Source organism: Bradyrhizobium sp. F1.4.3 (assembly GCF_040548375.1).
In the GTDB taxonomy this organism is placed as follows: domain Bacteria; phylum Pseudomonadota; class Alphaproteobacteria; order Rhizobiales; family Xanthobacteraceae; genus Bradyrhizobium.
Map to the genome: position 1 here is coordinate 81,176 of NZ_JBEPRN010000009.1, position 25,040 is coordinate 106,215.

At 64.4% G+C, this 25,040-nt stretch carries 25 protein-coding genes and 1 pseudogene; 16 read left to right on the forward strand and 10 right to left on the reverse strand.

Annotated features, from left to right (window positions below):
- Position 1: 1 nt before the first annotated feature.
- From ABIB73_RS22785 to ABIB73_RS22795, 3 genes are all read left to right on the forward strand, one after another.
- Complete coding sequence (locus ABIB73_RS22785) at positions 2 to 1,303, forward strand: dihydroorotase (RefSeq protein WP_354227858.1); 1,302 nt, start codon at positions 2 to 4, stop codon at positions 1,301 to 1,303.
- Between the two features lie 47 nt (positions 1,304 to 1,350).
- Entirely contained in the window at positions 1,351 to 1,947 is a 597-nt protein-coding gene (gene plsY, locus ABIB73_RS22790) for a glycerol-3-phosphate 1-O-acyltransferase PlsY (RefSeq protein ID WP_354227530.1), read from the forward strand.
- A gap of 157 nt (positions 1,948 to 2,104) precedes the next feature.
- The gene (locus ABIB73_RS22795; protein ID WP_354227532.1) at positions 2,105 to 3,313 is read left to right on the forward strand and encodes a patatin-like phospholipase family protein; all 1,209 of its coding nucleotides are present in this window, start codon (positions 2,105 to 2,107) and stop codon (positions 3,311 to 3,313) included.
- Here the strand turns inward: ABIB73_RS22795 and ABIB73_RS22800 are convergent.
- Positions 3,305 to 4,549 carry an amidase gene (locus tag ABIB73_RS22800; RefSeq protein ID WP_354227534.1) on the reverse strand — a complete coding sequence of 415 codons (1,245 nt, stop codon included), beginning with the start codon at positions 4,547 to 4,549 and terminating at the stop codon, positions 3,305 to 3,307. The genes ABIB73_RS22795 and ABIB73_RS22800 overlap by 9 nt on opposite strands.
- Positions 4,550 to 4,720: 171 nt before the next feature.
- Between ABIB73_RS22800 and ABIB73_RS22805 the strand changes: the two genes are divergently transcribed.
- Both ABIB73_RS22805 and dprA read left to right on the forward strand, forming a co-directional pair.
- The gene (locus tag ABIB73_RS22805; RefSeq protein WP_354227536.1) at positions 4,721 to 5,692 is read left to right on the forward strand and encodes an ABC transporter substrate-binding protein; all 972 of its coding nucleotides are present in this window, start codon (positions 4,721 to 4,723) and stop codon (positions 5,690 to 5,692) included.
- Between the two features lie 264 nt (positions 5,693 to 5,956).
- Positions 5,957 to 7,075 carry a DNA-processing protein DprA gene (gene dprA, locus ABIB73_RS22810; RefSeq protein WP_354227538.1) on the forward strand — a complete coding sequence of 373 codons (1,119 nt, stop codon included), beginning with the start codon at positions 5,957 to 5,959 and terminating at the stop codon, positions 7,073 to 7,075.
- Between the two features lie 55 nt (positions 7,076 to 7,130).
- Here the strand turns inward: dprA and ABIB73_RS22815 are convergent, their stop codons facing one another.
- Positions 7,131 to 7,538, reverse strand: coding sequence for a winged helix-turn-helix transcriptional regulator (locus tag ABIB73_RS22815; protein ID WP_354227540.1), 408 nt, complete (start codon positions 7,536 to 7,538; stop codon positions 7,131 to 7,133).
- Positions 7,539 to 7,621: 83 nt separating this feature from the next.
- Here ABIB73_RS22815 and ABIB73_RS22820 point away from each other — a divergent pair, with 83 nt between their 5' ends.
- Complete coding sequence (locus tag ABIB73_RS22820) at positions 7,622 to 8,230, forward strand: FMN-dependent NADH-azoreductase (protein ID WP_354227541.1); 609 nt, start codon at positions 7,622 to 7,624, stop codon at positions 8,228 to 8,230.
- Between the two features lie 71 nt (positions 8,231 to 8,301).
- Here the strand turns inward: ABIB73_RS22820 and ABIB73_RS22825 are convergent, their stop codons facing one another.
- Entirely contained in the window at positions 8,302 to 8,502 is a 201-nt protein-coding gene (locus ABIB73_RS22825) for a hypothetical protein (RefSeq protein WP_354227543.1), read from the reverse strand.
- 175 nt (positions 8,503 to 8,677) lie between these two features.
- Positions 8,678 to 9,451 (reverse strand): glucose 1-dehydrogenase, encoded by a 774-nt coding sequence (locus ABIB73_RS22830; RefSeq protein ID WP_354227545.1) that lies wholly within the window; start codon positions 9,449 to 9,451, stop codon positions 8,678 to 8,680.
- Positions 9,452 to 9,572: 121 nt separating this feature from the next.
- Between ABIB73_RS22830 and ABIB73_RS22835 the strand changes: the two genes are divergently transcribed.
- Complete coding sequence (locus ABIB73_RS22835) at positions 9,573 to 10,043, forward strand: winged helix-turn-helix transcriptional regulator (protein ID WP_354227547.1); 471 nt, start codon at positions 9,573 to 9,575, stop codon at positions 10,041 to 10,043.
- 175 nt (positions 10,044 to 10,218) lie between these two features.
- On the opposite strand, the gene ABIB73_RS22840 is transcribed toward ABIB73_RS22835, so the two are convergent.
- Positions 10,219 to 10,458: a hypothetical protein gene (locus ABIB73_RS22840; RefSeq protein WP_354227549.1), complete on the reverse strand. Its 240-nt coding sequence runs from the start codon at positions 10,456 to 10,458 to the stop codon at positions 10,219 to 10,221.
- A gap of 227 nt (positions 10,459 to 10,685) precedes the next feature.
- Between ABIB73_RS22840 and topA the strand changes: the two genes are divergently transcribed.
- Genes topA through ABIB73_RS22860 form a run of 4 tightly spaced genes read left to right on the forward strand, consistent with a single transcriptional unit; the run spans position 10,686 to position 17,014 of the window.
- Positions 10,686 to 13,430, forward strand: coding sequence for a type I DNA topoisomerase (topA, locus tag ABIB73_RS22845; RefSeq protein WP_354227551.1), 2,745 nt, complete (start codon positions 10,686 to 10,688; stop codon positions 13,428 to 13,430).
- A gap of 7 nt (positions 13,431 to 13,437) precedes the next feature.
- Positions 13,438 to 15,786 carry a ribonuclease R gene (gene rnr / locus ABIB73_RS22850; RefSeq protein ID WP_354227553.1) on the forward strand — a complete coding sequence of 783 codons (2,349 nt, stop codon included), beginning with the start codon at positions 13,438 to 13,440 and terminating at the stop codon, positions 15,784 to 15,786.
- On the forward strand, positions 15,780 to 16,220 hold the full coding sequence (locus ABIB73_RS22855; protein ID WP_502918452.1) for a DUF983 domain-containing protein: 441 nt from the start codon (positions 15,780 to 15,782) through the stop codon (positions 16,218 to 16,220). The genes rnr and ABIB73_RS22855 overlap by 7 nt, the downstream gene beginning before the upstream one ends.
- Before the next feature lie 32 nt (positions 16,221 to 16,252).
- The gene (locus ABIB73_RS22860; RefSeq protein ID WP_354227557.1) at positions 16,253 to 17,014 is read left to right on the forward strand and encodes an NUDIX hydrolase; all 762 of its coding nucleotides are present in this window, start codon (positions 16,253 to 16,255) and stop codon (positions 17,012 to 17,014) included.
- Here the strand turns inward: ABIB73_RS22860 and ABIB73_RS22865 are convergent, their stop codons facing one another.
- On the reverse strand, positions 17,015 to 17,557 hold the full coding sequence (locus tag ABIB73_RS22865; RefSeq protein ID WP_354227559.1) for a hypothetical protein: 543 nt from the start codon (positions 17,555 to 17,557) through the stop codon (positions 17,015 to 17,017). It lies immediately after the preceding gene.
- A gap of 220 nt (positions 17,558 to 17,777) precedes the next feature.
- On the opposite strand from ABIB73_RS22865, the gene ABIB73_RS22870 reads away from it, so the two are divergent.
- The 3 genes from ABIB73_RS22870 to ABIB73_RS22880 all read left to right on the forward strand — a co-directional run bounded on the left by ABIB73_RS22870 (position 17,778) and on the right by ABIB73_RS22880 (position 20,008).
- On the forward strand, positions 17,778 to 19,103 hold the full coding sequence (locus ABIB73_RS22870) for an LLM class flavin-dependent oxidoreductase (protein WP_354227561.1): 1,326 nt from the start codon (positions 17,778 to 17,780) through the stop codon (positions 19,101 to 19,103).
- A gap of 125 nt (positions 19,104 to 19,228) precedes the next feature.
- Complete coding sequence (rpmG, locus tag ABIB73_RS22875; RefSeq protein ID WP_045008041.1) at positions 19,229 to 19,396, forward strand: 50S ribosomal protein L33; 168 nt, start codon at positions 19,229 to 19,231, stop codon at positions 19,394 to 19,396.
- 81 nt (positions 19,397 to 19,477) lie between these two features.
- On the forward strand, positions 19,478 to 20,008 hold the full coding sequence (locus tag ABIB73_RS22880; protein WP_354227563.1) for a hypothetical protein: 531 nt from the start codon (positions 19,478 to 19,480) through the stop codon (positions 20,006 to 20,008).
- Between the two features lie 18 nt (positions 20,009 to 20,026).
- On the opposite strand, the gene ABIB73_RS22885 is transcribed toward ABIB73_RS22880, so the two are convergent.
- From ABIB73_RS22885 to ABIB73_RS37630, 4 genes and pseudogenes are all read right to left on the reverse strand, one after another.
- Positions 20,027 to 21,022 (reverse strand): DUF6745 domain-containing protein, encoded by a 996-nt coding sequence (locus tag ABIB73_RS22885; RefSeq protein WP_354227565.1) that lies wholly within the window; start codon positions 21,020 to 21,022, stop codon positions 20,027 to 20,029.
- 109 nt (positions 21,023 to 21,131) lie between these two features.
- Positions 21,132 to 21,476 carry a DUF8820 family protein gene (locus tag ABIB73_RS22890; RefSeq protein WP_354227567.1) on the reverse strand — a complete coding sequence of 115 codons (345 nt, stop codon included), beginning with the start codon at positions 21,474 to 21,476 and terminating at the stop codon, positions 21,132 to 21,134.
- Positions 21,477 to 21,551: 75 nt separating this feature from the next.
- Entirely contained in the window at positions 21,552 to 22,946 is a 1,395-nt protein-coding gene (locus tag ABIB73_RS22895) for an ammonium transporter (RefSeq protein ID WP_354227569.1), read from the reverse strand.
- A gap of 398 nt (positions 22,947 to 23,344) precedes the next feature.
- A pseudogene (locus tag ABIB73_RS37630) lies at positions 23,345 to 23,470 on the reverse strand (MFS transporter); the annotation flags it as partial.
- A 204-nt stretch (positions 23,471 to 23,674) separates the two neighbouring features.
- Between ABIB73_RS37630 and ABIB73_RS22905 the strand changes: the two are divergent.
- A complete protein-coding gene (locus ABIB73_RS22905; protein ID WP_354227573.1) occupies positions 23,675 to 23,908 on the forward strand; it encodes a hypothetical protein in 234 nt (77 codons plus the stop codon).
- A gap of 289 nt (positions 23,909 to 24,197) precedes the next feature.
- The gene (locus ABIB73_RS22910) at positions 24,198 to 25,028 is read left to right on the forward strand and encodes a glycosyltransferase family protein (protein ID WP_354227575.1); all 831 of its coding nucleotides are present in this window, start codon (positions 24,198 to 24,200) and stop codon (positions 25,026 to 25,028) included.
- Positions 25,029 to 25,040 lie beyond the last annotated feature (12 nt).

The window sequence follows — 25,040 nt, forward strand, 5'->3', positions numbered from 1 at the left end:
CATGCTGATTGACCGCCGCCCCATCCTGCTTGCCAACGCCCGCGTCGTCGATCCCTCGCGCGATTTCGACGGCCCCGGAGATGTCCTGATTGCCGACGGCGTCATTCGCGAGACCCGCCGCGGCATTGGAGCTGCCGGCGTCCCCGAGGGCACCGACGTCGTCAACTGCTCCGGCAAGATCGTCGCCCCTGGCCTGATCGACATCCGCGCCTTCGTCGGCGAGCCCGGCTTCAGCCATCGTGAGACCTTTGCCTCGGCGAGCCAGGCGGCCGCGACCGGCGGCGTCACCACCATCATCTGCCAGCCCGAGACCTCGCCGGTCATCGACAATTCCGCGACCGTCGACTTTGTGATGCGCCGCGCCCGCGACACCGCGATCGTCAACATCCTGCCGATGGCCGCGCTCACCAAGGGCATGCGCGGCGAGGAGATGACCGAGTTCGGTCTGCTCAAGGCCGCAGGCGCCATCGCTTTCAGCGACGGCGACAGAAGCGTCACCAACGCCCAGGTGATGCGCCGCGCCCTGACCTACGCCCGCGATTTCGACGCGCTGATCGTGCATCACACCGAAGATCCCGATCTCGTCGGCGAAGGCGTGATGAACGAAGGCGAGTTCGCGAGCCGGCTTGGCCTGATGGGCATCCCGAACGCGGCGGAGGCTGTGATGCTGGAGCGCGACATGCGCCTCGTCGCGCTCACCGGCGGGCGCTATCACGCGGCCTCGCTGTCTTGCATCGACTCGCTCGACGTCCTGAAGCGCGCCCGCGACGCCGGCCTCGCCGTAAGCGCCTCGGTCTCGATCAACCACCTTGCTTTGAACGAGAACGACATCGGCCCCTACCGCTCCTTCCTGAAACTGTCGCCGCCGCTGCGCACCGAGGACGACCGCAGCGCGATGGTCGCAGCGGTGGCCTCCGGCCTGGTCGACGTCATCATGTCCGACCACAATCCACAGGACGTCGAGGTCAAGCGCCTGCCGTTCGCGGAAGCAGCACCTGGCGCCATTGGGCTCGAGACCATGCTGCCGGCCGGCCTGCGGCTCGTGCACAATGGCGAACTGGACCTGAAGACGCTGATCCGGGCGATGGCGACGCGGCCGGCCGAGATCCTGGGCCTGCCCGGTGGGACCCTGCGCGCCGGCGCGCCGGCCGATGTCATCGTGATCGATCCCGATACGCCCTGGGTGGTCGATCCCGCCGATCTCAAATCGCCGTGCAAGAACACCCCGTTCGACGAAGCCCGCTTTACAGGCCGCGTGGTGCGCACCATTGTCGGCGGGCGGACGGTCTATGAGCATGTCTGACGTGCGGGATCATGCGTGGCGTCTCGGTTCGATATGGAGATGCAGCGATGGGGCTTGAAGCATTCCTGCCGGTGGCCTTCGTCATCGGCTACCTCTTCGGCTCGATTCCGTTCGGGCTGATTCTGACGAAACTTGCCGGCACGCAGGATCTGCGCTCGATCGGCTCCGGCAGTATCGGCGCCACCAACGTGCTGCGCACGGGGCGCAAGGGTCTTGCCGCGGCAACCCTGCTGTTCGACGCCCTCAAGGGCACCGCGGCGGTGGTGATCGCCGGCCACATCGCCGGCCCCAATGCCGCGATGGTGGCCGGGCTCGGCGCCTTCCTCGGCCATCTCTTCCCGGTTTGGCTCAAGTTCCGCGGCGGCAAGGGTGTCGCCGTCTATATCGGTATCCTGCTCGGACTGTTCTGGCCGGCCGCGGTGGTATTCTGCCTGCTCTGGCTCGCGACCGCCTTGACCACCCGCTATTCCTCGCTCTCGGCGCTGGTGGCGTCCTTCATCACGCCGCTGTTCCTGTGGTGGTTCGGTCACCTCGCGCTTGCAGCGCTGGCCGTGGTGCTGACGCTGCTGTTGTTCTACGCGCATCGCGAGAACATCAAGCGGCTGCAATCGGGCAAGGAAAGCCGGATCGGCGAAAAGGCCTAAAGGCCTAAGACCGGAAAAAGTACGGATACTGCCGCGGCGCCTCCGCATTATATGCCAATTTCTGTTTGCAACTCGCAGCCGACTCGCGGCCAGAATGGCGAACGGGTTCCAGGCCTGTCATCCTGACGGCGGAAATGGCGTTACGCGGTTGCTCAGAATGAGCGAGAAGATCATCGGCGCGCATGACGAGGGTGGCTTGCAGGATGCTGCGCGCACGGCGGCAAGCCGGCTGCTCTCGGCAACGGATATCTGGTCCAGTGCCCCCTCGCCGCCTCCTGCACCGAAGCCTGTCCCTGTCGCGCCACCAGTGCGGACGCCCGATCCCGTTGTGCAAGCTCCGGCGCCGGTCGAGGTCGTAGCCACGGCCGCGCCTGTCGCGTGCAACCAGGTCCGTTCCGAGCAATGGCCGCCGCAAAAACTGTCGCTGGCCCTCCAGGGCGGCGGCAGCTTTGCCGCCTTCACCTGGGGCGTGCTGGAGCGGCTGCTGGAAGAGCCGTCGATCGAGATCGACACAATCAGCGGCGCCAGCGCCGGCGCCGTCAACGCGCTGCTGCTGGCTTGCGGCCTCGCCGAGGGCGGCCGCGAAGGCGCCCGCGCGCGGCTGAACCGGTTCTGGGTCCGGTTGATGCACGAGGCCTCGTTCCGCTCGCTGATGCTGGTCGGCGGCTTCTCGCCGGCGGGAAGCTCGGTCGCATTCGGGCCAACGCTGCGCGCCGGCCAGTTCGATCCGTTCGATCTCGATCCGCTGCGGCAGGCGCTGTCGCGCGACATCAATTTTGCGGCGCTGCGCGATGCGACGTGCCCGAGACTGCTGATCGCGGCGACGCGGATCCGCGACGGGCAGCAGCAGATCTTTCGCAATGACGCGATTACTGCCGACGTCGCGCTCGCCTCGACCTGCCCGCCTTTGGTTCACTGCGCCGTCGAGATCGACGGCGAGGGCTATTGGGACGGCGGTTTTGGCGGCAACCCGCCGCTTGTGAAGCTGGTGGAGGAGACGGCGGCGACGGACGTGCTGCTGGTCCAGGTCACCCCGTCCCGCGACAGCTATGTGCCGATCACACTCGCCGCCATCGACCGCCGGCTCGACCAGATCGCAGCGAATGCCGGCCTCAATGCCGAGATCGCCGCGATCGAATGGGCGCGATCGCACGCTGCACCCTCGCTGCGGCTGTTCAGGATCGCCGCGGAAGATTCGATCGAAGGCCTGGCGCAGCGCTCATCGGCAGACCTCGGCCGCGGCTTCATCCGCCTGTTGCACCGGAGTGGCCGCGAAGCCGCCGAGCGCTGGCTCGGGCAAGGTGTAAATGCCCCCGCCGCGCGGCATATGCCGAGCGACCGCGCGACCGAACCCGCGCTAGCCTGATTTCGCCAGCGCATCCTCCAGGAACCACGCCGCCGCAAGCGCGCGCGCGTCATTGCCGAAGCGCGCGATTACCTGCACGCCGATCGGCAGGCCGCCGACCTTCAGCACCGGCACGTTGACGCAGGGGTTGCCCATCAGCGTCCAGAGCCGGTTGTAGCGAGGGGAGCCGGTCGAGGCGAGCTCCTTGGCCGGCGCGGTACCCGGCGCCGAATAGGTCAGCAGCACGTCGAACCCCTCGAACAGCTCGCCAAGCTCGCGGCGGCCACGACGGGCGACCCGACGCGCGTCGTCATATTCCTTCGGCGTCAGTCCGACCGTCTCATCGAGGCTGGCGCGCAGCATCGGCGCGATCTCGTCGTGATGCTCGTCAAACTCCCAGGCCAGCGCGCGATGCGCCTCAAAATCCTGAATGATCGGATGGATGCGCCAGGCCTCCTGCACCGCTTCGGGCAGATCGATTGTCTGCACGCTTGCGCCGGCGCGCTCGGCCGCCTTGATCGCGGCTTGCAGCCCCTGCTCGGCTGACGGCTCCACGGCTTCGGCAAACTCCTGCCTGACCACGCCAATGCGCGGCGACTTCGCCGCGACGATGCCGGAGAATTCGGCACGCCCCGTCATCGCCGACAATCCGCGCGCAAGATCCTCCGCGCGGGCGCCGAACAGGCCAACCGTGTCGAGCGCCCAAGAATAGCATTTGACGCCGACCGTCGGCAGCATCCGGAACGACGGTTTGATCGCAGCGGCGCCGCAATAGGCGGCGGGCCGGATCACCGAGCCGCCGGTCTGGGTGCCCAGCGCCAGCGGGATCATGCCGGCGCCGACGGCGGCCGCCGAGCCCGAGGACGAACCGCCCGGCGTATGGCCGACATTGTGCGGATTGAGCGTCGGCGTCGGATCACGCGAGGCGAACGCCGTGGTCGTGGTCTTGCCGATGATGGTGGCCCCGGCCCGCTTCAGCATCATCACGACCGGCGCATCGCTCCGCGGCTGCCAGCCGCGATAGATCTCCGAGCCCATTTCGGTCGGGAAATCGGCGGTGTCGATGATGTCCTTGATGCCGACCGCGATGCCGCGCAGCGGGCCGGAAGCCTGCGCCTTCGCGGAGGTGTCGTGACGGACGAAGGCGTGGATGTCCTTCTCCTTGGCCTCGATCGCCGCGAGCGATTGCGCGATCGCCGTATCGGGCGAGAGGCCGCCGGCTTCGATGCGGCGCTGGAGGTCGGCAAGTGAGATCATGGCAAAACCCTTGGTATGGGCCTTGCTTTTAGCATCGCCAGGTGGTCGCGCAAGCAGGCCTGAGCGCACCACCCAGCCACTGTGCTTTCTGACTCAACCTGGTCATTGACCTGGTTGGACCAATGTCGAAAAATGCGCCTCTCCGCCTGAGTATCAGAGATCAAACGTGGCATGAAACGACGCGAATTCATCACTTTGTCGGGCGGGGCATGGGCGTGGGCCACGGCGGCGCGCGCTCAGCAAGGCAAGCGCATCCCGCGGATCGGCCTTTTCCTCCCCCCACCCCGCAATTCGGAGGTCGACGCATTTCTCGTTGCGCTTCGCGGTCTCGGCTGGATCGAGGGCGAGAACGTCCACGTTGAGTATCGTGACGCCGATGGCGACGATACCCGGCTGTCGGCGCTGGCCGTCGAACTGGTCGCCCTCGGCGTCGACGTTCTCGTGACAGCCACGTTTCCCGGAGTTCTTGCCGCACACCATGCAACGACCACAATTCCAATCGTGATCATTGTGGGTCCAGATCTGGTGACCTTGGGCCTTGCCGCCAGCATGGCTCATCCCGGCGGCAACATGACTGGACAGACCTTTTTCCTGACAGAACTTGCCGCGAAGCGGCTGGAGGTTCTTGCCAGCATCGCTCCTTCGATGAGCCGTGCAGGGGTGCTGTTGCAGCGCGGCAACCCCCTCAACGACGGCACAATGAGTGCCATGATGAAGGCAGCGCAGGCCATGAAGGTGGAGCTGCGACCGATCGAGGTCAGCATTCCCGGCGACCCCGGCGATGCGCTTTCAACCGCCGGCTCCGCCGCTGTGGACGGTCTCGTGATCACGGACGCCAATGCGTTCGTCACCAATTCGTCGTTGGTCGCGGCGATTGTCGACAAGTGCCACGTGCCATCAATCGCCGCACCCATCGTCGCGTCCCGGGGAGGCGCGCTGGTCGGATACGGGGTAGACTTCACCGCCATGTTTCGCCATGCAACTGTTTTCGTTGACAAGATATTGAAGGGCGCGAACCCGGCTGACATCCCGATCGAGCAGCCGACGCAGTTCAAGACAGTCATAAACCTGAAGACCGCCAAGGCACTCGGCCTCGAGATACCTCAGGCGGTGCAGGTGCGCGCGGACGAAGTCATCGAATAGTATCGCCGACTTTTGCTTATGGCCCCATAGCTGCCTAGCTGGGGCGAACTGCTTGTGCCCGTTCTCGAAGTCAGACCGGACACGTTACTTCGTGGGTTAATCGGTTTTTTAAGTACATGCCCTCGCAGCGTCATATGGACTTGGACCTCAGACCCGAGGAATGGGGCAGTGCGCTGCTCCATTTCTCCTCTACTTCGGTTTGCAAGCACGCCCCTGTTGCCCACGCTCTTAGGTTGTTCCAAACTACGCCGGCAAGGAGCCGCCGTGGACGCTATCAATTCAAGCGTGGAGCTGACCGAAGCCGACCGGATCGACCGCATGCGGCTGATCCGCAGCGACAATGTCGGGCCGCGTACTTTCCGTTCGCTGGTCGATCATTTCGGCAACCCGCGTGCCGCGCTGGAGCGTCTGCCCGATCTGGCGCGCCACGGCGGCGCCCAGCGATCGGGACGCATCTGTAGCGCGGATGAGGCCAGGGCCGAATTGGCCGCGAGCCGAAAGCTCGGCATCGCCTGGCTCGCGCCGGGCGAACTTGGTTATCCGGATCGGCTGGCGACGCTCGACGACGCGCCGCCGCTGCTCGCCGTGCGCGGCGACAGCGCGACTTTGATGCGGCCGATGATCGCGATCGTCGGCTCGCGCAACGCCTCCGGCGCCGGCTTGAAATTCGCCGGCCTGTTGGCCCGCGAGCTCGGCGAGGCCGGCTTTGTCGTCATCTCGGGGCTCGCGCGCGGCGTCGACCAGGCCGCGCATCGCGCGAGCGTCGAAAGCGGCACTGTCGCCGTGCTCGCCGGCGGCCATGACTGCATTTATCCGCCCGAGCACGGTGATCTGCTCGCAGCTATCCTCGACCGGAAGGGAGCCGCGATCTCCGAGATGCCGCTCGGCCATGAGCCGCGCGCCCGCGATTTTCCCCGCCGCAACCGGCTGATCTCCGGCGCTTCGCTCGGCGTGGTCGTGGTGGAAGCGGCGCATCGCTCGGGCTCGCTGATCACCGCGCGCATGGCCGGCGAACAGGGCCGCGAGGTGTTCGCAGTCCCCGGCTCCCCGCTCGATCCGCGTGCGGCCGGCACCAATGATCTGATCAAGCAGGGCGCAACGCTCGTCACCGAGGCTGCCGACATCATCCATGCGGTCGAGCCGATCATGGAACGGCCGGTGATGCATCCGGCCGGTGAGCCCGACAGCGAGCCGTTCGAGAGCGATCCGCAAGGACACGACCGCGACCAGATAACGAGCCTGCTCGGCCCGGCGCCGATCTCGATCGACGACCTCGTGAGAATGTCCGGTGCGTCGCCCGCGATCGTGCGCACGGTGCTGCTGGAGCTCGAGCTCGCCGGCCGGCTCGAACGCCATGGCGGCGGATTGGTGTCGCTGCTTTAGATATTTTTTGACGCGCTTTCTTAACGCGAAGCGGTCTCCAGTTCGCTCGAAAACGCTATGGATTGCGCTCGTCGAACCGAGTCCGCGCCGCCGCGATCTGCTCCTGGTGCTCGAACGCCCACGCTCCGAGCGCCTTCACCGGCAGCTGGAGCCCGCGGCCGAGATCGGTCAGCTCGTAATCCACGCGCGGCGGGATGGTTGGGAAGATCGTGCGCGTGACGAGGCCGTCGCGCTCGAGCCCACGCAGCGTCAAGGTCAGCATCCGCTGCGAGATGCCGTTGATCATGCGCTTGAGCTCGTTGAAGCGCTTTGGTCCGTCACTCAGCATCATGATGACGAACACGCTCCATTTGTCGCCGACGCGCGCGAGGATCGAGGCGACGCCGCGGCAGTCGGCATGGTCGCGATCCAGCGTCCGCGCGGCAGGCAAATCGATGTGTGCAGGTTTCAATAATGTGCCCATGGCTCAAAAAAGTGCGTTCTTGCGGAGATTTCGACAGTCACTCATGTAGCTCTGGTTACAAACATATACCATGGGTGACCTCAATGAAACTGCTCCATATCGACTCCAGCGTGCTCGGCCCCCACTCCGTCAGCCGGCAGGTTTCCGCCGCCATCGTCGACCGTCTCCGGCACTCAACGCCGTCGCTCGACATCGTCTATCGCGACCTGACCCAGACCCCGCTCGCCCACCTCTCCGGATCGCACCTCGCGGCCGCGCAAGGTGCGCCGGCGCCGGCGGAACTCGGACCCGACCTTGCCGCGAGCGCGGTCGTGCTGAACGAGTTCCTCGATGCCGACATCGTCGTGATCGGCGCACCGATGTACAATTTTACGATCCCGAGCCAACTCAAGGCCTGGATCGACCGCGTCCTGGTGGCAGGGAAGACGTTCAAATATGACGCGAACGGTCCGCAGGGTCTTGCCGGTGGCAAGCGCGTGATCGTGGCGATCTCGCGCGGCGGCTATTATGGCGCGGGCACGCCTGCTGCGGTCGGCGAGCATCTCGAAACGTATTTGCGCTGGGTGTTCGGCTTCATCGGCGTCACCAACCCCGAATTCATCTTCGCCGACGGTATCCAGGTTGGCCCGGAGCATCGCGAGAAGTCGCTCGCGAACGCGCTCCAGGCGGCAACGAGCCTGCGCGCGGCCTGAGGCACGCCGACATCATCAGCCGCCGTGAGATTGCCTGCGGCGGCTGATGGACCGGCGGGCGTTCCGCAAAGCTAAAACCAGGCGCCCTGCACGCCCAGGATGACGGCAACGAGCGAAACGAACAGCCCGATGCCGGAGAAGAGGGCGACCCCGATGAACTCTGACGCGTCGGAGCGCTTGGACGTGTCAGAGCGCTTGGCCGGAACGGCGGATCTTTCGGTGTAAATACGCGGTGCTGAAATCGGAGAAAAAATACCAGCTGCCTTTGGCATCACGGGCTCCCTTAAAATGGGTCTCATGACCCCCTGCCCGTAAAAAGGTCTTGGCAGCGTGCGCGAAGGTTCAACGCATCACGCAGGCTTCAGAGAATACATCTCGCAAGATGAGGGAACCGATCGGCACAACCGCCTCTGGCGTGCCGATCGATTCAATTTGCATCTGAATTGATCAACCGCGATAGATCGGCGCGCCGCTCGGAGACGCAACCGCGCCGCCATCGACGAAGATCTCCTGTCCCTGAATGTGTGCGGCATCATCCGAGGCGAGGAACAGTACCGTCTTCGAAATGTGGTCTGGTTCACCAATGCGGCCGAGCGGCGTCGACAGCGCGATCCGCTTCTCGAACGCCTTCTCCGCTTCGGGTGTTGCAATCGCAGCGCCCCAGATCGGCGTGCGGATCGCACCGGGCGCAACAACGTTGACGCGGATGCCGCGCGGCGACAGTTCCGAGGCCATGATCCGCGCCATCGCGCGCACGCCTGCCTTCGCGGCACCGTAAGCCGAGTAGCCGGGAATGCCGAGCACTGAGATCACCGAGCCGTTGAGAATGATCGAGGCGTTGTCGTTGAGATAGGGCAGCGCGGACTGCACGGTGAAGAATACGCCGGTCAAGTTCGTGCTGATGACTTTTTCAAAAGTCTCCAGCGTCGCCGAGCCGAGCGGCGTGCCGCCGGGGATGCCGGCATTGGCGAAGACGATGTCCAGTTTGCCGAACTTCTCAGTGCCCTGCTTGATCGCGGCTTCGGTCGCGGCGATGTCGGTCGCATCGGCAACGAGCGCGAGCGCATTCGGGCCGAGTTCCTTCGCGGCGGCCTCCAGCGTCTCCCTGTTGCGCCCGGTGATCACCACCTTCGCGCCTTCCGCGACGAACAGCTTTGCCGTCGCAAGTCCGATGCCGCTGTTGCCGCCGGTGATCAGTGCCGTCTTGTTCTTGAGCCTCACGCTCGCCTCCAGTGGTTGCATAATGAAACTACGCTTGCCATCTAGGGCACATGGTTTTATGATGCAACCACACAAGCGCGTGATCGCGGCCAGATCCGGCAGGCGCGACGGGACCGGGACCATGGTGAAACGAACGAGCTTCGAGGGCGACGCCTGCCCGATCGCGCGGTCGCTGGAAGCGATCGGCGATTGGTGGTCGCTGCTGATCATCCGCGAGGCGTTGTTCGGCTTGCGCCGCTTCGGCGAGTTTCAGAACAAGCTCGGCATGGCGAAGAACATCTTGGCCGTGCGGCTGCGCGCGCTGGTCGACCACGGCATTTTGGCGACCGCCCCCGCCTCGGATGGCAGCGCCTATCAGGAATATGTGCTGACCCCGAAAGGGCGCGGCACCTTTCCGATCCTGGTCGCGCTGCGGCAATGGAGTGAGGCGTTCGACGACCGCCCCGAGGAGATCGCAACCATCCTGGTCGATCGCGAAAAGGGCCGCCCGGTGCGAAAGCTCGAGCTGCGCGCGGAGGACGGGCGGTTGCTCAGCCAGGCGGATACCACGCTGAAGCTGCGGCCAGCGCCGCGCCGGCGACCGGCGGGATAACGTTACGCACGATCTTAGTGTCGTCCCGGCGAAGGCCGGGACCCATAACCACATGGAGATGTTAGGCGAAGACTGGTCGTTCGGGATTGGCACCACGCTCAGGTCGATGGACTCCGCGGTATGGGTCCCGGCCCCCGTGCGCAATTGCGCACTCGGCCGGGACGACACTAGAGCCTCACGACAGCTTGCGCTTGCTCCGCACCCTCAGATGCTCGTCGGCCTCGAGCTGCGTCATGCCCAGGAGATAATGCAACACGTCGAGCTTGTGTCGCTCGGCGAGCTTGCGCAACGCGGCGACCTGCTCGGCGATGAAGGCAACCGCCTCATCCGCCCCGCCCTCCCCCGGTTCCTCGTTGCGCGCGCGCCCCTGCACGCCCGATGCGGCGCGCGCCCGTCTCTTCCCTGGCTTTGTCACCAGACCCCACCCGAATCCATGCCCCGGGCGAACTGTACGCCCACATTAATCGCAACTCCAAGGTGGTAGTTTGCAACTTTTTCGATATGAAACTTTTCCCATTCGAGGGCCTTTCAACACCCTTCGATTTGACAGCGGGGGCCTCACCACCCATGTTCGGGTCGAAACGGCCGACCCGAATCCTTTCGAATTCGGCCCACAATTTTCCCATAAGTCACTGGAACTACATGAATATCGTCATTGTGGAGTCGCCGGCGAAAGCCAAGACGATCAACAAGTATCTGGGCTCGTCCTACGAGGTTCTGGCCTCGTTCGGCCATGTCCGGGACTTGCCGGCGAAGAACGGTTCCGTCGATCCGGACGCCAATTTCAAGATGATCTGGGAGATCGACCCTAAGGCGGCCGGCCGGCTCAACGACATCGCCAAGTCCCTGAAGGGTGCCGACCGCCTGATTCTGGCCACCGACCCTGATCGCGAGGGTGAGGCGATCTCCTGGCACGTGCTGGAGGTGTTGAAGGAAAAGCGCGCGCTGAAGGACCACAAGATCGAACGCGTGGTGTTCAACGCCATCACCAAGCAGGCGGTCACCGACGCGATGAAGCATCCGCGCCAGATCGACGGCGCGCTGGTCGATGCCTATATGGCGCGCCGCGCGCTGGACTACCTGGTCGGCTTCACCCTCTCCCCCGTATTGTGGCGCAAGCTGCCCGGCGCCCGCTCGGCCGGCCGTGTGCAGTCGGTGGCGCTGCGGCTCGTCTGCGACCGTGAACTGGAGATCGAGAAGTTCGTTGCGCGCGAATATTGGTCGCTGATCGCGAGCCTGCTGACGCCGCGCGGCGATGCGTTTGAAGCGCGTCTCGTCGGCGCCGACGGCAAGAAGATCCAGCGTCTCGACATCGGCACCGGCGCGGAAGCCGAGGACTTCAAGAAGGCGCTGGAAGCCGCCGCCTACGCGGTGACCGCGGTCGACGCCAAGCCGGCCCGGCGCAATCCGCAGGCGCCCTTCACCACCTCGACGCTCCAGCAGGAAGCCAGCCGCAAATACGGCTTTGCACCGGCCCACACCATGCGGATCGCGCAGCGCCTCTATGAGGGCATCGACATCGGTGGCGAGACCACCGGACTCATTACTTATATGCGTACCGACGGCGTGCAGATCGACCCATCCGCGATCACGCAGGCACGCAAGGTGATCGGCGAGGATTACGGCAACGCCTACGTGCCGGACGCGCCGCGCCAGTACCAGGCCAAGGCCAAGAACGCGCAGGAAGCCCACGAGGCGATCCGCCCGACCGACCTCTCCCGCCGCCCCGACAGCATGAGCCGCAAGCTCGATTCCGACCAGGCCAGGCTGTATGAGCTGATCTGGAAGCGCACCATCGCCAGCCAGATGGAATCGGCCGAACTCGAGCGCACCACCGTCGACATCACGGCAAAGGTCGGCGGCCGCACGCTGGAGCTGCGCGCCACCGGCCAGGTCGTCAAGTTCGACGGTTTTCTCGCGCTCTACCAGGAAGGCCGCGACGACGAGGAGGATGAAGATTCCCGTCGTCTGCCGGCAATGAGTTCGGGCGACGCCCTGAAGCGGCAGTCGCTCGCCGTCACCCAGCATTTCACCGAGCCGCCGCCGCGCTTCTCCGAAGCGTCGCTGGTCAAGCGAATGGAAGAGCTCGGCATCGGCCGGCCCTCGACCTACGCCTCGATCCTCCAGGTCCTGAAGGACCGCGGCTATGTCAAGCTGGAGAAGAAGCGCCTGCACGGCGAGGACAAGGGCCGCGTCGTGGTCGCGTTCCTGGAAAGCTTCTTCGCCCGCTATGTCGAATACGACTTCACCGCCAATCTGGAAGAGCAGCTCGACCGCATCTCCAACAACGAGATTTCCTGGCAGCAGGTCCTGAAGGACTTTTGGCGCGACTTCATCGGCGCCGTCGACGAGATCAAGGATCTGCGCGTCGCGCAGGTGCTTGATGTCCTCGACGACATGCTCGGACAGCACATCTATCCGCCGCGCGCCGATGGCGGCGACATCAGGCAGTGCCCGAGCTGCGGCAACGGCCGTCTCAATCTGAAGGCCGGCAAGTTCGGCGCCTTCGTCGGCTGCTCGAACTATCCGGAATGCCGCTACACCCGTCAGCTTGCCGCCGATGGCGAAGCCAGCGCCGACCGGTCGCTGGGACAGGATCCCAACACCGGCTTCGACGTCTGGGTCAAGGCCGGCCGCTTCGGCCCCTATATCCAGCTCGGCGAGCAGAAGGATTATGCCGAAGGCGAGAAGCCGAAGCGCGCCGGCATCCCGAAGGGCACCTCGCCCGGCGATGTCGAGCTCGAGCTCGCGCTCAAACTGTTGTCGCTGCCGCGCGAGATCGGCAAGCATCCGGAGACCGGTGAGCCCATCACCGCGGGCCTCGGTCGCTTCGGGCCGTTCGTGAAGCACGAGAAGACCTACGCCAGCCTGGAGGCCGGCGACGAGGTCTTCGACATCGGCCTCAACCGCGCGGTGACGCTGATTGCGGAGAAGGTTGCGAAGGGCCCGAGCCGCCGTTTCGGCGCCGATCCGGGCAAGGCGATCGGCGATCATCCGACGCTCGGCACCGTCACGGTGAAGGGCGGCCGCTATGGCCCCTACGTCACAGCCGGCGGCGTCAACGCGACGATTCCCGCCGAGTTCGAAAAGGATGCGGTCACGCTGGCGCAGGCGATCGCACTGATCGACGAGCGCGCGGCCAAGGGTGGCGGCAAGCCCAAGAAGACCACCAAGACGGCGAAGAAGGCGACCAAGGCAGCCAAAACCGCCGATGGCGCGGACGCCGCGCCGAAAACCAAAAAGCCGGCCGCGAAGAAAGCCGCGGCCAAAACCAAATCAGAATCCACCAGCAAGGCGCGCGCTGCCGTGTCGTCGACGGCCAAGACGTCGCCGACCAAGGCCCCCGCCGCCAAAGCTCCGGCCAAGAAAAGTGCCGGCACGACTTAGAGGTTAAGTGAAACGCAAGAATGACCATGGCTTTCCCGATCGGAACGCCATCGTCGCCTTCATCAAGGCAAATCAGGGAAACGTCGGAACCCGCGAAATTGCGCGCGAGTTCGGCCTGAAGAACGCCGATCGCATCGAGCTCAAGCGCATGCTGCGCGAGCTCGCCGACGACGGTGTCGTCAAGAAAAAGCGCCACACGATTTCAGAGCCGGACAGCCTGCCGCCGACGCTGGTCGCCGACATCACCGGCCGCGACGCTGACGGCGAGCTGATCGCCTCCCCCACCGAATGGGACGAGGTCGAAGGCGGCGAGCCGCCAAAAATCCGCATCCAGATGCCGCGCCGGCCAAAGCCGGGCACCGTCGCCGGCGTCCGCGACCGCGTGCTGCTGCGCGTCGAGCGCTCGGACGAGACCGAAGGCCCGGCCTATCGCGGCCACATCATCAAGGTCTTCGACAAGGCCAAGAGCCGCATCCTCGGCGTGTTCCGCAGCCTGCCCGAAGGCGGTGGACGGCTCATCCCGGTCGACAAGAAGTCCGCCGACCGCGAGCTGAACATCGCCCCGACCGAGACGAGCGGCGCACAGGACGGCGACCTCGTCAGCGTCGACATCGTCCGCTCCCGCAGCTTTGGCCTGGCCTCAGGCCGGGTCAAGGAGAAGCTCGGCTCGGTCAAGACGGAGAAGGCGATCAGCCTGATCGCGATCTACGCCCACGACATCCCGCTGCAATTCTCGCCCGCCGCGGAGCGCGAGGCGGAAGCGGCAGAGCCCGCGAACCTGAAAGGGCGCGAGGACTGGCGCGACGTCCTGCTCGTCACCATTGATCCGCCGGATGCGAAGGATCACGACGACGCGGTGCATGCGCAAGCGGATCCCGATCCGAGCAACAAGGGCGGCTTCATCGTCGATGTTGCCATTGCGGATGTGAGCTTCTACGTCCGGCCGGGCACCGCGCTCGACCGCGATGCGCTCGACCGCGGCAATTCGGTCTATTTCCCCGACCGCGTCGTGCCGATGCTCCCGGAGCGCATCTCGAACAATCTCTGTTCGCTGGTGCCGGGCGAGCCGCGCGGCGCGCTCGCGGTGCGGATGATCATTGCCCCGGACGGGAGGAAGCGCTCGCATACCTTCCACCGCATCCTGATGCGTTCGGCAGCCAAGCTGAACTATGCGCAGGCGCAAGCCGCGATCGACGGCCGGCCGGACGACACCACCGGCCCCCTGCTCGATCCGATCCTGAGGCCGCTTTATGCCGCCTATGCCTGCGTCAAGCGCGCCCGCGACGAGCGCGATCCGCTCAATCTCGATCTGCCCGAGCGCAAGATCCTGCTGAAGAGCGACGGCACGGTCGATCGCGTCATCGTCCCTGATAGACTCGATGCGCACAAGCTGATCGAGGAGTTCATGATCCTCGCCAATGTCGCGGCGGCGGAAATGCTCGAGAAGAAGTCGCTGCCGCTGATCTACCGCGTGCATGACGAGCCGACGCTGGAGAAGGTCCACGCGCTGGCGGAATTTTTGCAAACACTGGACGTCCCCTTCGCGAAAGCCGGCGCGCTGCGCCCGGCTTTGTTCAATCGCGTGCTGGCGCAGCTCGAAGGCCACGATCACTTCCCGCTGGTGAGCGAGGTCGTGCTGCGCGCCCAGGCGCAGGCGGAATATTCCGCGGAGAATTATGGTCATTTCGGCCTGAACCTGCGCCGCTACGCGCATTTCACCTCGCCGATCCGCCGCTATGCCGACCTCGTCGTCCACCGCGCGCTGGTCCGCGCGCTCGGCCTTGGCGAAGGTGCGCTGTCCGACAGCGAGACACCGGAAAGCCTCGGCGAGGTCGCAGCCCACATCTCGGTGACCGAACGGCGCGCGATGAAGGCGGAGCGCGAGACCGTCGACCGGCTGATCGCCCACCATCTCGCCGACCGTATCGGTTCGAGCTTCCAGGGCCGCGTCTCCGGCGTCACGCGCGCCGGCCTGTTCGTCAAGCTCGCCGAGACCGGCGCCGACGGCCTGATTCCGATCCGATCCCTTGGCACGGAATATTTCAACTATGACGAGGGCCGCCACGCCCTGGTCGGCACACGCAGCGGCACCATGCATCAGCTGGGTGACGTGGTCGATGTCCGTCTGATAGAAGCAGCACCTGTCGCAGGCGCGCTGCGCTTCGAATTGCTGTCGTCGACTGGCGAGACCGCGCCGCGCAACCGGAGGCAATCTGGTCCGCAACGCCGCCCCTCGTTCAAGGCACATCCCGGACGCAGTCCGGCGAAGAAGCACAAGCCGGAGAAGCAGAAGAAGTCCGGCAAGGGGAAGAAGGCCAAAGGGAAAGGTAAGGGCGCAAAGGGCAAGGCGTGGTAGCAATGAACACGGTCCCAAAAATCTGGACGCGCGAGACCGGCCTGGTCGAGAAGCGCGACCTCTGGAGCGCGATGAGGCGCGGCCTTCGCGGGCGCTGTCCGCGCTGCGGCGAGGGCAAGCTGTTCCGCGCCTTTCTGAAGACGGCGGACAATTGCTCTGCCTGCGGCCTCGACTTCACCCCGCATCGCGCCGACGATTTGCCCGCCTATCTCGTGATCGTCATCGTTGGTCACATCACCGTGCCGTCCATCCTCTGGATCGAGACCAATTATACAACACCGGTCTGGCTTACCTTCGCAGCCTACCTGCCCTTCACATTTTTCGCCTCGCTCGGGCTGCTACAGCCGGTGAAGGGCGCCGTGGTCGGATTGCAATGGGCTCTGCGCATGCATGGCTTTGACGACAACCCTACGGATGGTATTCCGCCGGTGTAGTCAACATAAGCAAAAGCAGTTTGGGTGAGGAAATGACCGACGCGACACAGGTGGAAAAGAGCAAGATCCACGAAGGCAAGGAGGCCGATCACCATCCCTATTTCCGTCCCCGGGATGCAGCGACACTGATCCTGGTCGATCGCAGCGGCGCCGTTCCAAAGGTCCTGGTCGGCAAGCGTCACGACAAGGTGGTGTTCATGCCGGGAAAATTCGTGTTCCCCGGCGGCCGCGTCGACAAGGCCGACTACCGCGTGCCGGTCGCAGCACCGATCACCCCCGAGCTGGAAGTCAATCTCGCCAAGGGCAGCCCGAAGACGCCACCCTCACGGGCAAAGTCGCTCGCCATTGCCGCGATCCGCGAGGCCTGCGAGGAGACCGGCCTTTGCCTCGGGCGCAAGGCCCAGGACAAGGCTGAAGGCAAGGCCCCCAAGCTCGAGGACAACTGGAAGCCGTTTGCGGATGCGGGCCTGCTGCCCGATCCGTCCAGCCTGTTCCTGATCGCGCGCGCGATCACCCCGCCCGGCCGCGTCAAGCGGTTCGATACGCGCTTCTTCACCGCGGATGCCTCCGCGATCACCCACCGCGTCGAGGGCGTGATCCACGCCGATGCGGAGCTCGTCGAACTGGTCTGGGTCGAACTCGGCTCGAAGCCGCTCGCCGATTTGCATCCGATGACGCGGAATGTGCTCAACGAGCTCGACACGCGCCTTGCGTCCGGTCCGCTCCGCCACGATGCGCCGGTGCCGTTCTTCCATTTCTACGGCGGCAAGATGCAGAAGGATATTTTGAGCTGATCAGTCGGCGTCCGGCTCGGTGCCGACATAGTCGCGCGCCGGCAGCTTGAGGACGCGGCCGATCTCGTTTGCGAGCTTGTCCGCCTCCTCGCGCCTGGTGAAGCTCATCAGCATAATTGGCTCGGCCCCCTTGTTGCCGCAGAGATTGACGTCATAGGTCGTCGCTTGCGGATCGTAGTCATCGGTGATGCTGATGAAATGATAGTCGGCGAGATTGCGGTGCTTGCGAATATTCAGCGGGCCGAACTGCCTGGTGATGACGATCTGGCGCAGCGTCTCGTTGAGCACGACGAAATAGCGAAACGTGAGCAGGATCAGGCCGGGTATGCCGACGAGCAGCCCGAGGCCCGTGAACACCAGCACCGGCACGAGGTCATCGGCCAGCCGGCCGAAGCCAGAAAAATCCTGGCGCAGGCCGAGGGCGACGTTCCAGAGCAGATAGGCACTTGCCGCCAGCAGCGGCAACGACAGCAGCCGGCCGATCCATGGCATGGGCCGGTCGATGCGGACGATGCCGCCATCCACTGTCATTGCGTCGGCCATGCCGGGTCTCCTCACGGTTCATGGCTTGGTCGGACCGAGCCGCTGATTGGTTCGAGGTCCCTCCTCCGTCATTCCGGGCGCGCGTAGCGCGAGCCCGGATGACGGGATTGTGCTGAGCGGATCGCGAAAAACAAAATAATCTTCCCGCCTCTGCCAATGGCGGAGTTTCGCGGCATTCCTATGTCTTCCCCAACGACACCCAGAACGGACACGGGGCGCGATGGCACAACGGCAACTCAAGCTTGGCGCGTTCATGCGCCCGATCAGCATCCACACCGGCGCCTGGCGCTATCCGGGGGCCTGGCCGGACGCCAATTTCAACTTCGGCCACATCAAGACGCTGATTCAGAAGCTCGAGGCCGGCAAGTTCGACGCCTTCTTCATGGCCGATCACCTCGCCGTGCTGAACATGCCGGTCAATGCGCTCAAGCGCAGCCACACGGTGACGTCGTTCGAGCCGTTCACGCTTTTGTCGGCGCTCTCGGCCGTCACCGAGCGGATCGGCCTGATCGCAACGGGCTCGACCACCTTCGACGAGCCCTATCACGTCGCACGCCGCTTCGCCTCGCTCGACCATCTCAGCGGCGGGCGCGCGGGCTGGAATATCGTCACGACATCGAACCCTGATGCGGCGCTGAATTTCGGCCTCGACGATCACATGGAGCACGCCGAGCGCTACAAGCGCGCCCGCGAATTCTACGACGTGGTCACGGGCTTGTGGGACTCCTTTGCCGACGACGCCTTCGTGCGCGATGTCGAACAAGGCCTGTTCGTCGATCCGACGAAGATGCATGTGCTCGATCACAACGGCCAATATCTGAAGGTGCGTGGCCCCCTCAACATCGCCCGCCCCGTCCAGGGCTGGCCGGTGATCGTGCAGGCCGGCGCGTCCGAGGACGGCAGGCAGCTCGCGGCCGAGACCGCGGAAGCTGTCTTCACCGGCGGCGGCAGTCTCGCCGACGGCCAGAAGCTGTACGCCGACATCAAGGGCCGCATGGAGAAGGTCGGCCGCGATCCCGAACACCTGAAGATCCTGCCCGGCGCCTTCGTCGTGGTCGGTGACAGCGTCGACGAGGCCAAGGAGAAGCGCGCCCTCCTCGACAGCCGCGTGCATTACGACAGCGCCATCGCCTCGCTCTCGGTCATTCTCGGCACCGATGCTTCCGGCTTCGATCCCGATGGCCCGCTGCCGCCGATTCCCGAGACCAACGCCAGCAAGAGCGGCCGGCAGCGCATGGTCGATCTCGCCGCTCGCGACAAGCTGACCGTGCGCCAACTCGCCCAGCGCGTCGGCGGCTATGGCGGGCTAGCCTTCGTCGGCACGGCCCAAACCATCGCCGACCAGATGGAGGAATGGCTGGTCGGGCGCGGCTCCGACGGCTTCAACATCATGTTCCCGTTCCTGCCGGCCGGCCTTGACGATTTCGTCGACAAGGTGGTCCCGGAGCTCCAGCGCCGCGGGATTTTCCGGAAAGAGTATGAAGGGCCCACTTTGAGGGAGAATCTGGGCCTGCCGCGGCCGAAAAACCGGTTCTTCGAGGCCTGATGGGCCCGATTTGAGTGGTTTCTCGTTCCTAAAATCTTGACATCAGGCGGTTTCTGGCTAGGTTGCCGGCCAACGCGGGCCGTTTGGCCGGCTCCAGATTCTCTTAATTTTCAGAGGTCCTGAACATGGCCAAAGCGGTCACCATCAAGGTCAAGCTCGTGTCCTCGGCTGACACCGGCTTCTACTACGTCGCCAAGAAGAATTCGCGCACCATGACCGACAAGCTGGTCAAGAAGAAGTACGACCCGGTCGCACGCAAGCACGTCGAATTCCGCGAATCCAAGATCAAGTAAGATCGCGGGACGTTGAAGACTTTTGCGGGGCCCTCTGGGCCCCGTTTTTATTTGCGGCCGATGGTCGTAGCCTCCACGTCCATGATCGCAGCGTTGGACGAGGGACATGTCGGTGGCTATTCGGTCGCTTATGGCCGCGACGATACTTATTTCCCGGTCTACGTCACGGCGGCGCTGTCCGCGATCTTCTGCACTGCTGCGCTTCTCACGGGCGCGCTCTACTGGCTTGCGCTCGCGGCGCTCGCGGCCGGGTTTACCTATTACAACATTCCGCTGCTCGAGACCGGCCGGCCCACGATCGGCGCGAACCAATACGGCATCTTCATTCAGGCCTTCGGCCTGATCCGGTGGCGCGCCATCGAGCGCATCGATCTTGTCGAGATCGCCGAGCGCGCCATGACGGTACATGAGCTCCAGATCGTGCTGAACGCACCGCTCACTAGCGCGCTGGTGACCGACTGGCGCAAGCAGCCGTTCTGGCGCTGGCTGATGCGCCTGCCCTGGCGGATGAGCCACACCAACATGGTACGGATCAATGTCGAGCCGTTCGATCAGCCGCCGGACATGATCCATCGCACGTTCCTGCGGATGTGGCGCTACTACCGCAGCTAATCTGGCGACCAGGCTGCATCACGTCCTCAGCACGAGGTGTGCGTAGGCCTCTGCCCTCATGCCGTAGGTCCATGCGACCGCTTCCCGCGCCGTGCGCAGATTGGCCGGCACCTGAAGGAAGAAACGCCTGCGCGTGCCGTCCGGCTCGGGCGTGGCGTTGACGACCTCCACGGCCGCCCAGGCGTCCGCGGCGAGCCAATTGCGGCGCCACAGGATTCCGGTCTCGTCCTCGGCAACACGGGTGGCGCCGCCGAGCGCGACGTAACGTTCCGGTGTCACGATCTCGATCATGCAGCGGCGGACCTGGACGTCCGTCTGCTCGTCGATCGACGCGAGCGTGATCCGATCCTGGTGTTCGATCATCCAGCGGGGCACCTCCACCCCGCGCCAGGCCCAGATCGACCAGCCGTCGGGATAACGCAGCGCCGGACCGCTTGCGTGATGCAGCCGGTCGCGCGCGTCAGCGCACATGAGGTTCGGGCGTTCAGCGAGCCAGCAGGTGCGCTCATGCGGCAGCAGCCAGCCGAGGCTCGTCGCGAGCTGCATCAGGCCGCGTAGTGGCTCCGTCTCGACGCGCAGACCGAGCGCTTCGCGGAGATAGTCGTAAGCACCAAGCCACGACAGGTCGTGCGGCCCCACCGCGCAGGTCGAAAAGCCCCGCGGAGCAGCGAGCGCCTGTAGCACGCTGGAGAACGACAGGCCGCTTCGGCGCAGCTGGCCCAGCACGGACAGATTCTGTTCCGGCACGCTGCGTATCACCGCATCGGTCGCAGCGGCGACCAGCAGGTCGGCAGGATTGACCGCGCTGTCGACCGCGGCAAGCACCTTCCTGTGAACCCGCGCCTCGACCCGCGAAGCGATGCGCCGGCGCAGGCGATCGACGAGACGAAAGCGCACATTGCGGCCGTCGTCGTGCGGCATCCGGCCGGCAAGCCTGGCCAGCGCGAGCGGGCCGTCGCACCAGACGATGCGAGCCGGCGGCTCCAGTCCTGCGGCCTGATAGGCAAGACGCACGCCCTGCTCCGCGGTGTCGCGATCGGCAGGTGCAGTCGAGCGTCGTATGGCTCTCCACCGCGCACGGAAATCGCCAAACGCCGCCGTCTGCTCCGCGGACAGCGCCCGCTCAGTCGGCAAGAACGCGCGCATCCCGTGGCCCGAGCTCGCGCTGGCGACGTACCCGATAGGTCCCTCGCGGCAGCGTCAGCGGCGCATGCTCCTGATGCGTCACCCGCGCATAGGCCGAGGCGATCAGGAGATGCCCGACATAGAGCCCGGCCGGAATGTCGCGCGCCAGATCGTCATCGCGAAACAGCGTCACGCGCTCGCGGATCGCATGACAATGTCCCGTGGCCTCGCCCTCCAGCAGGACCAGAGGCGCACCCTCGGCGGTTTCGGCGAGCGTTCCCGATGGCGCTACATCGGATACCCGCTCGATCAGCAGGTCACCTTGCGCAAAAATCTCGGTCATCGTGCCTTCTCCCGTGCCGGCGCATCCGCGAGCAAGCGCGGATGGCCGGGTTAGTTCAACATCATCATCGGCGATCTAGTGCACGACCTCGCCATGCAGTGCGAGGTCGAGACCGTCGCGCTCCATATCCTCCGACACCCGCAAACCGATAAACAGCTTGATCACGTACAGGATGATCAGGCTGACCACGGCGTCGTAGACAAAGACCGTGGCGACGCCGATGCACTGGTTGATGAACTGGCCCGGGTTTCCTTCCAGAGCCCCCGCGGTGCCACCATATTGCTCGACGGCGAAGACGCCGGTGAGCAGTGCGCCGACGATGCCGCCGACGGCGTGGACGCCGAAGCAATCGAGCGCATCGTCATAGCTGAACATGGCCTTCAGCCCGGTGCATCCCCAATAGCAGAGGACGCCGGCCGCGATGCCGATCACGAACGCGCCGATCGGGCCGACGAAGCCGGACGCCGGCGTGATGGCGACGAGACCTGCAACCGCACCCGAGCAGATGCCGACGACCGTCGGCTTGCCCTTGAGCGACCACTCCACCAGCATCCAGGTGAAGCCGGCAACGGCGGTCGCGATCTGCGTCACCAGCATCGCCATGCCGGCCTGCATGCCTGCCGTCACCGCGGAGCCCGCGTTGAAGCCGAACCAGCCGACCCAGAGCAGCGCGGCGCCGATGAAGGTCAGCACCATGTTGTGGGCAGGTCCCGCCTCCTTGCGCTTGCCGAGCATGATGGCGCACATCAGGCCCGCCACGCCGGCATTGATATGCACGACGGTCCCGCCAGCGAAGTCGAGCACCTTGACCCAGGCAGCGTCGTTTCCAGAGGAGAAGATGCCGTCAGGGCCCCACACCCAATGCGCGATCGGCGCATAGACGAAGATCGCCCACAGGCCGATGAACCAGAGCATCGCGGAGAACTTCATCCGCTCGGCGAACGCGCCTGCGATCAGCGCCGGGGTGATGATCGCAAACGTCATCTGGAAGCAGATGTAGACGCTTTCGGGAATCGTCGCCGCGAGCGGATTGGGATTGCCGATCCCGCCCTTGCCGATGTCGCTGAGGATGTCCTTCAGGAACATGCGATCCAGCCCGCCGATGAACGGCGTGCCGGCGCGGAAGGCCAGGCTATAGGTCACGATCGCGAACAGGATCGTGACCAGGCAAGTCACCGCAAAACTCGTCATCACGGTGTCGCCCACATTCTTCTTGCGCACCATGCCGCCGTAGAACAGCCCGAGCCCCGGGACCGTCATCATCAGCACCAGCGCAACGGAGGTGAGCATCCAGGCGGTGTCGCCGGAATTGGGCGTGCACTTCTCGAGGATCTTGCCGCCGCAGGCCGGCGGGGCCGCATCCTCCGCGAGGGCAACGTCGCCGAGGGCAAGGTAAAGAAGTGCAATTCCCAGCAATGCGACCACCAACGTCACGAGCCTTTGGCGCGTGGATGTTCCTGATTCCATCATCGTCCTCCCAAGTCGCAAGAGATGTCTTCTGGGCATTGTTGGAGTGGAACCGCAGAGATGATCATTCGCGCCGGCGCGACGGCGCCAGCGTGATCAACTCGGATTTTCGGGACACAATGATCGCGGCTCGGCGCCATCAGGTCGTCGAGCGTCGATGGCTGGAGACTGGCATCGACCAGCCTCATGGCTTATCGGCCTTTCCCTTGTTGCCAGACCGGAAAGCGTCAGAGACGGTTCCAATTCTTGTTTAAAGAACGTGCAAGATTCGCACCATCAACACGTTTCATTCAAACTACTGAATGCGCTTCGATTCCAGCTTGCTGCTTTGCAGCAACCGCGCCACGCGCTGCTTCACGCAGCAGCGCATCGCCCAACGAATGAGCAGTGGCTGACGATGCCTATGCGATTCGTATCAAGGGCGGCGCGGTCGGCTTGATCAGCGCAAACGCGATCTGGACGATGCCGGCGGCCAGCCCCACCGCCACGCCGATACGCCAGGCCATGTTGTATGAGCCGAGTGCGTCCGAGTTTCTGCGGGGCGATCGCATCGGTTGCCCCTCAGCCGGTGACTTCCGCTTTGCGCTGGAGCCCGGACATGTCCGCGCGCTGCGCCAATCGACGCGATGGGCCAAGAACGGTCATCGCTCGATTTTCGTTTAATCGTCACTGTGAAATCGGATCGCGAAGTCGTGAACCGATGTCCAGGGTACCGATGGTAGTTTCGCAGCATGACCGGCTTGGCATCATCGCCACAGGACTTGCCAAAATCGCTTACTGGCGATGCATCCACTATGGCACCCCGCATCGTCAACGGTCTGACGGTCCGACCGCGCAAGCAAACCAATCCGTGGCTCTTGGGACTTCTTTTGTTGCCGGATTTCGTGGCGATCCCCGTTCTCGTCGGTCTCGGCTTGCATCGGCTGCTGCGATACCTTGACACCAAGGGCGACAAGGAAAGTTAGGCGCGACTTCTGCTCTGGGTCAAAATGCGAAGAACTCAAGTTGAGCAAATCTGGTCCGCTGTAGCGCGATGAGCGGACCTCCACCAAACGAGGCGCAACTTCGCTGATGGGCCAACAGGCGACGTTCCATTTCGGGCGCCTCCCAAACGGGCCGCGGGATTGGTTGTCGCCAATTTCGCGTTAGCGGCGTACCGCTGGCAACATCAGCCCTACAATTCTTGACCCTTGCGGTTACTGCGCCCGCCCACCATCATTGGTGCCAATTCTTTGTCGCAGTCAGGTGGTGACCATGTCGGGCACGAGCAGTTGGCAGCTCCGCGACGGTGAGCAAATCATTGTTTGCAACAGAGGCCTCGTCGGTCATCGGCACTTTCTGATCGGAATCACCCGCGTTCGCAATGAAGCACTTATTCTCCGAGATGCACTGGACTACGTCGGCAAGCACGTGGATGCGATAGTCGCCTATGATGACGCGAGTACGGATCGAACGCTGGAGATTCTTGGCGGGCACCCAAAAGTCGCTCTGATTGTGACAAATCGGTCGTGGGAAGCGGACATCGAGGCGCGCCGGATTGCCGAGCGTCGACATCGCGGACTTCTGCTGCAAACGGCGCGCGAACACTTGCAGTTCGACTGGACGTTTTGCTTCGATCCGGATGAGCGTGTTACCGGAGATCTGCGCGGATACATCGAACGAACTCATTCCAGCGACTACGACGGCGTGCGGGTTCAACTGTTCGACGCCTATATGACTCTTGGCGATAACGCGCCTTATCGTGCCGATTGCGAACTACTGGACTTTCGTCGTTTCTTCGGCCCGGAACAGCGGGACATTCTGATGTTGTGGCGAAACCGGTCGGGGGTCGCCTTCGCGAATGGGCGAGAGCCGGCCGGTGTAGAACGCGCGGCGACCAGTCTGTATTGCCAACATTATGGCAAGTCATTGTCGGTCGAACATTGGGAGGAGACTTGCGACTACTACATGCGACACTTTCCGTTCGATAGCTACGGACGAAAATGGCGGGATCGCAAAGGTCGAGCAATCCACACCCAATCTGACTTCATGCGACCCTTGTACGAGTGGGGTGACACGCTCTTCGCGAACGCGGTCAAGATGTGACTTGTCCGAAGA

Bases quoted from the DNA above. Each gene is read 5' to 3' on its own strand.
- ABIB73_RS22785 (WP_354227858.1), top strand. From the start codon at position 2: ATGCTGATTGACCGCCGCCCCATCCTGCTTGCCAACGCCCGCGTCGTC.
- plsY (WP_354227530.1), top strand. From the start codon at position 1,351: ATGGGGCTTGAAGCATTCCTGCCGGTGGCCTTCGTCATCGGCTACCTC.
- ABIB73_RS22795 (WP_354227532.1), top strand. From the start codon at position 2,105: ATGAGCGAGAAGATCATCGGCGCGCATGACGAGGGTGGCTTGCAGGAT.
- ABIB73_RS22800 (WP_354227534.1), bottom strand. From the start codon at position 4,549: ATGATCTCACTTGCCGACCTCCAGCGCCGCATCGAAGCCGGCGGCCTC.
- ABIB73_RS22805 (WP_354227536.1), top strand. From the start codon at position 4,721: ATGAAACGACGCGAATTCATCACTTTGTCGGGCGGGGCATGGGCGTGG.
- ABIB73_RS22815 (WP_354227540.1), bottom strand. From the start codon at position 7,538: ATGGGCACATTATTGAAACCTGCACACATCGATTTGCCTGCCGCGCGG.
- ABIB73_RS22820 (WP_354227541.1), top strand. From the start codon at position 7,622: ATGAAACTGCTCCATATCGACTCCAGCGTGCTCGGCCCCCACTCCGTC.
- ABIB73_RS22825 (WP_354227543.1), bottom strand. From the start codon at position 8,502: ATGCCAAAGGCAGCTGGTATTTTTTCTCCGATTTCAGCACCGCGTATT.
- ABIB73_RS22835 (WP_354227547.1), top strand. From the start codon at position 9,573: ATGGTGAAACGAACGAGCTTCGAGGGCGACGCCTGCCCGATCGCGCGG.
- topA (WP_354227551.1), top strand. From the start codon at position 10,686: ATGAATATCGTCATTGTGGAGTCGCCGGCGAAAGCCAAGACGATCAAC.
- ABIB73_RS22860 (WP_354227557.1), top strand. From the start codon at position 16,253: ATGACCGACGCGACACAGGTGGAAAAGAGCAAGATCCACGAAGGCAAG.
- ABIB73_RS22865 (WP_354227559.1), bottom strand. From the start codon at position 17,557: ATGGCCGACGCAATGACAGTGGATGGCGGCATCGTCCGCATCGACCGG.
- ABIB73_RS22870 (WP_354227561.1), top strand. From the start codon at position 17,778: ATGGCACAACGGCAACTCAAGCTTGGCGCGTTCATGCGCCCGATCAGC.
- rpmG (WP_045008041.1), top strand. From the start codon at position 19,229: ATGGCCAAAGCGGTCACCATCAAGGTCAAGCTCGTGTCCTCGGCTGAC.
- ABIB73_RS22880 (WP_354227563.1), top strand. From the start codon at position 19,478: ATGATCGCAGCGTTGGACGAGGGACATGTCGGTGGCTATTCGGTCGCT.
- ABIB73_RS22890 (WP_354227567.1), bottom strand. From the start codon at position 21,476: ATGACCGAGATTTTTGCGCAAGGTGACCTGCTGATCGAGCGGGTATCC.
- ABIB73_RS22895 (WP_354227569.1), bottom strand. From the start codon at position 22,946: ATGATGGAATCAGGAACATCCACGCGCCAAAGGCTCGTGACGTTGGTG.
- ABIB73_RS22905 (WP_354227573.1), top strand. From the start codon at position 23,675: ATGACCGGCTTGGCATCATCGCCACAGGACTTGCCAAAATCGCTTACT.
- ABIB73_RS22910 (WP_354227575.1), top strand. From the start codon at position 24,198: ATGTCGGGCACGAGCAGTTGGCAGCTCCGCGACGGTGAGCAAATCATT.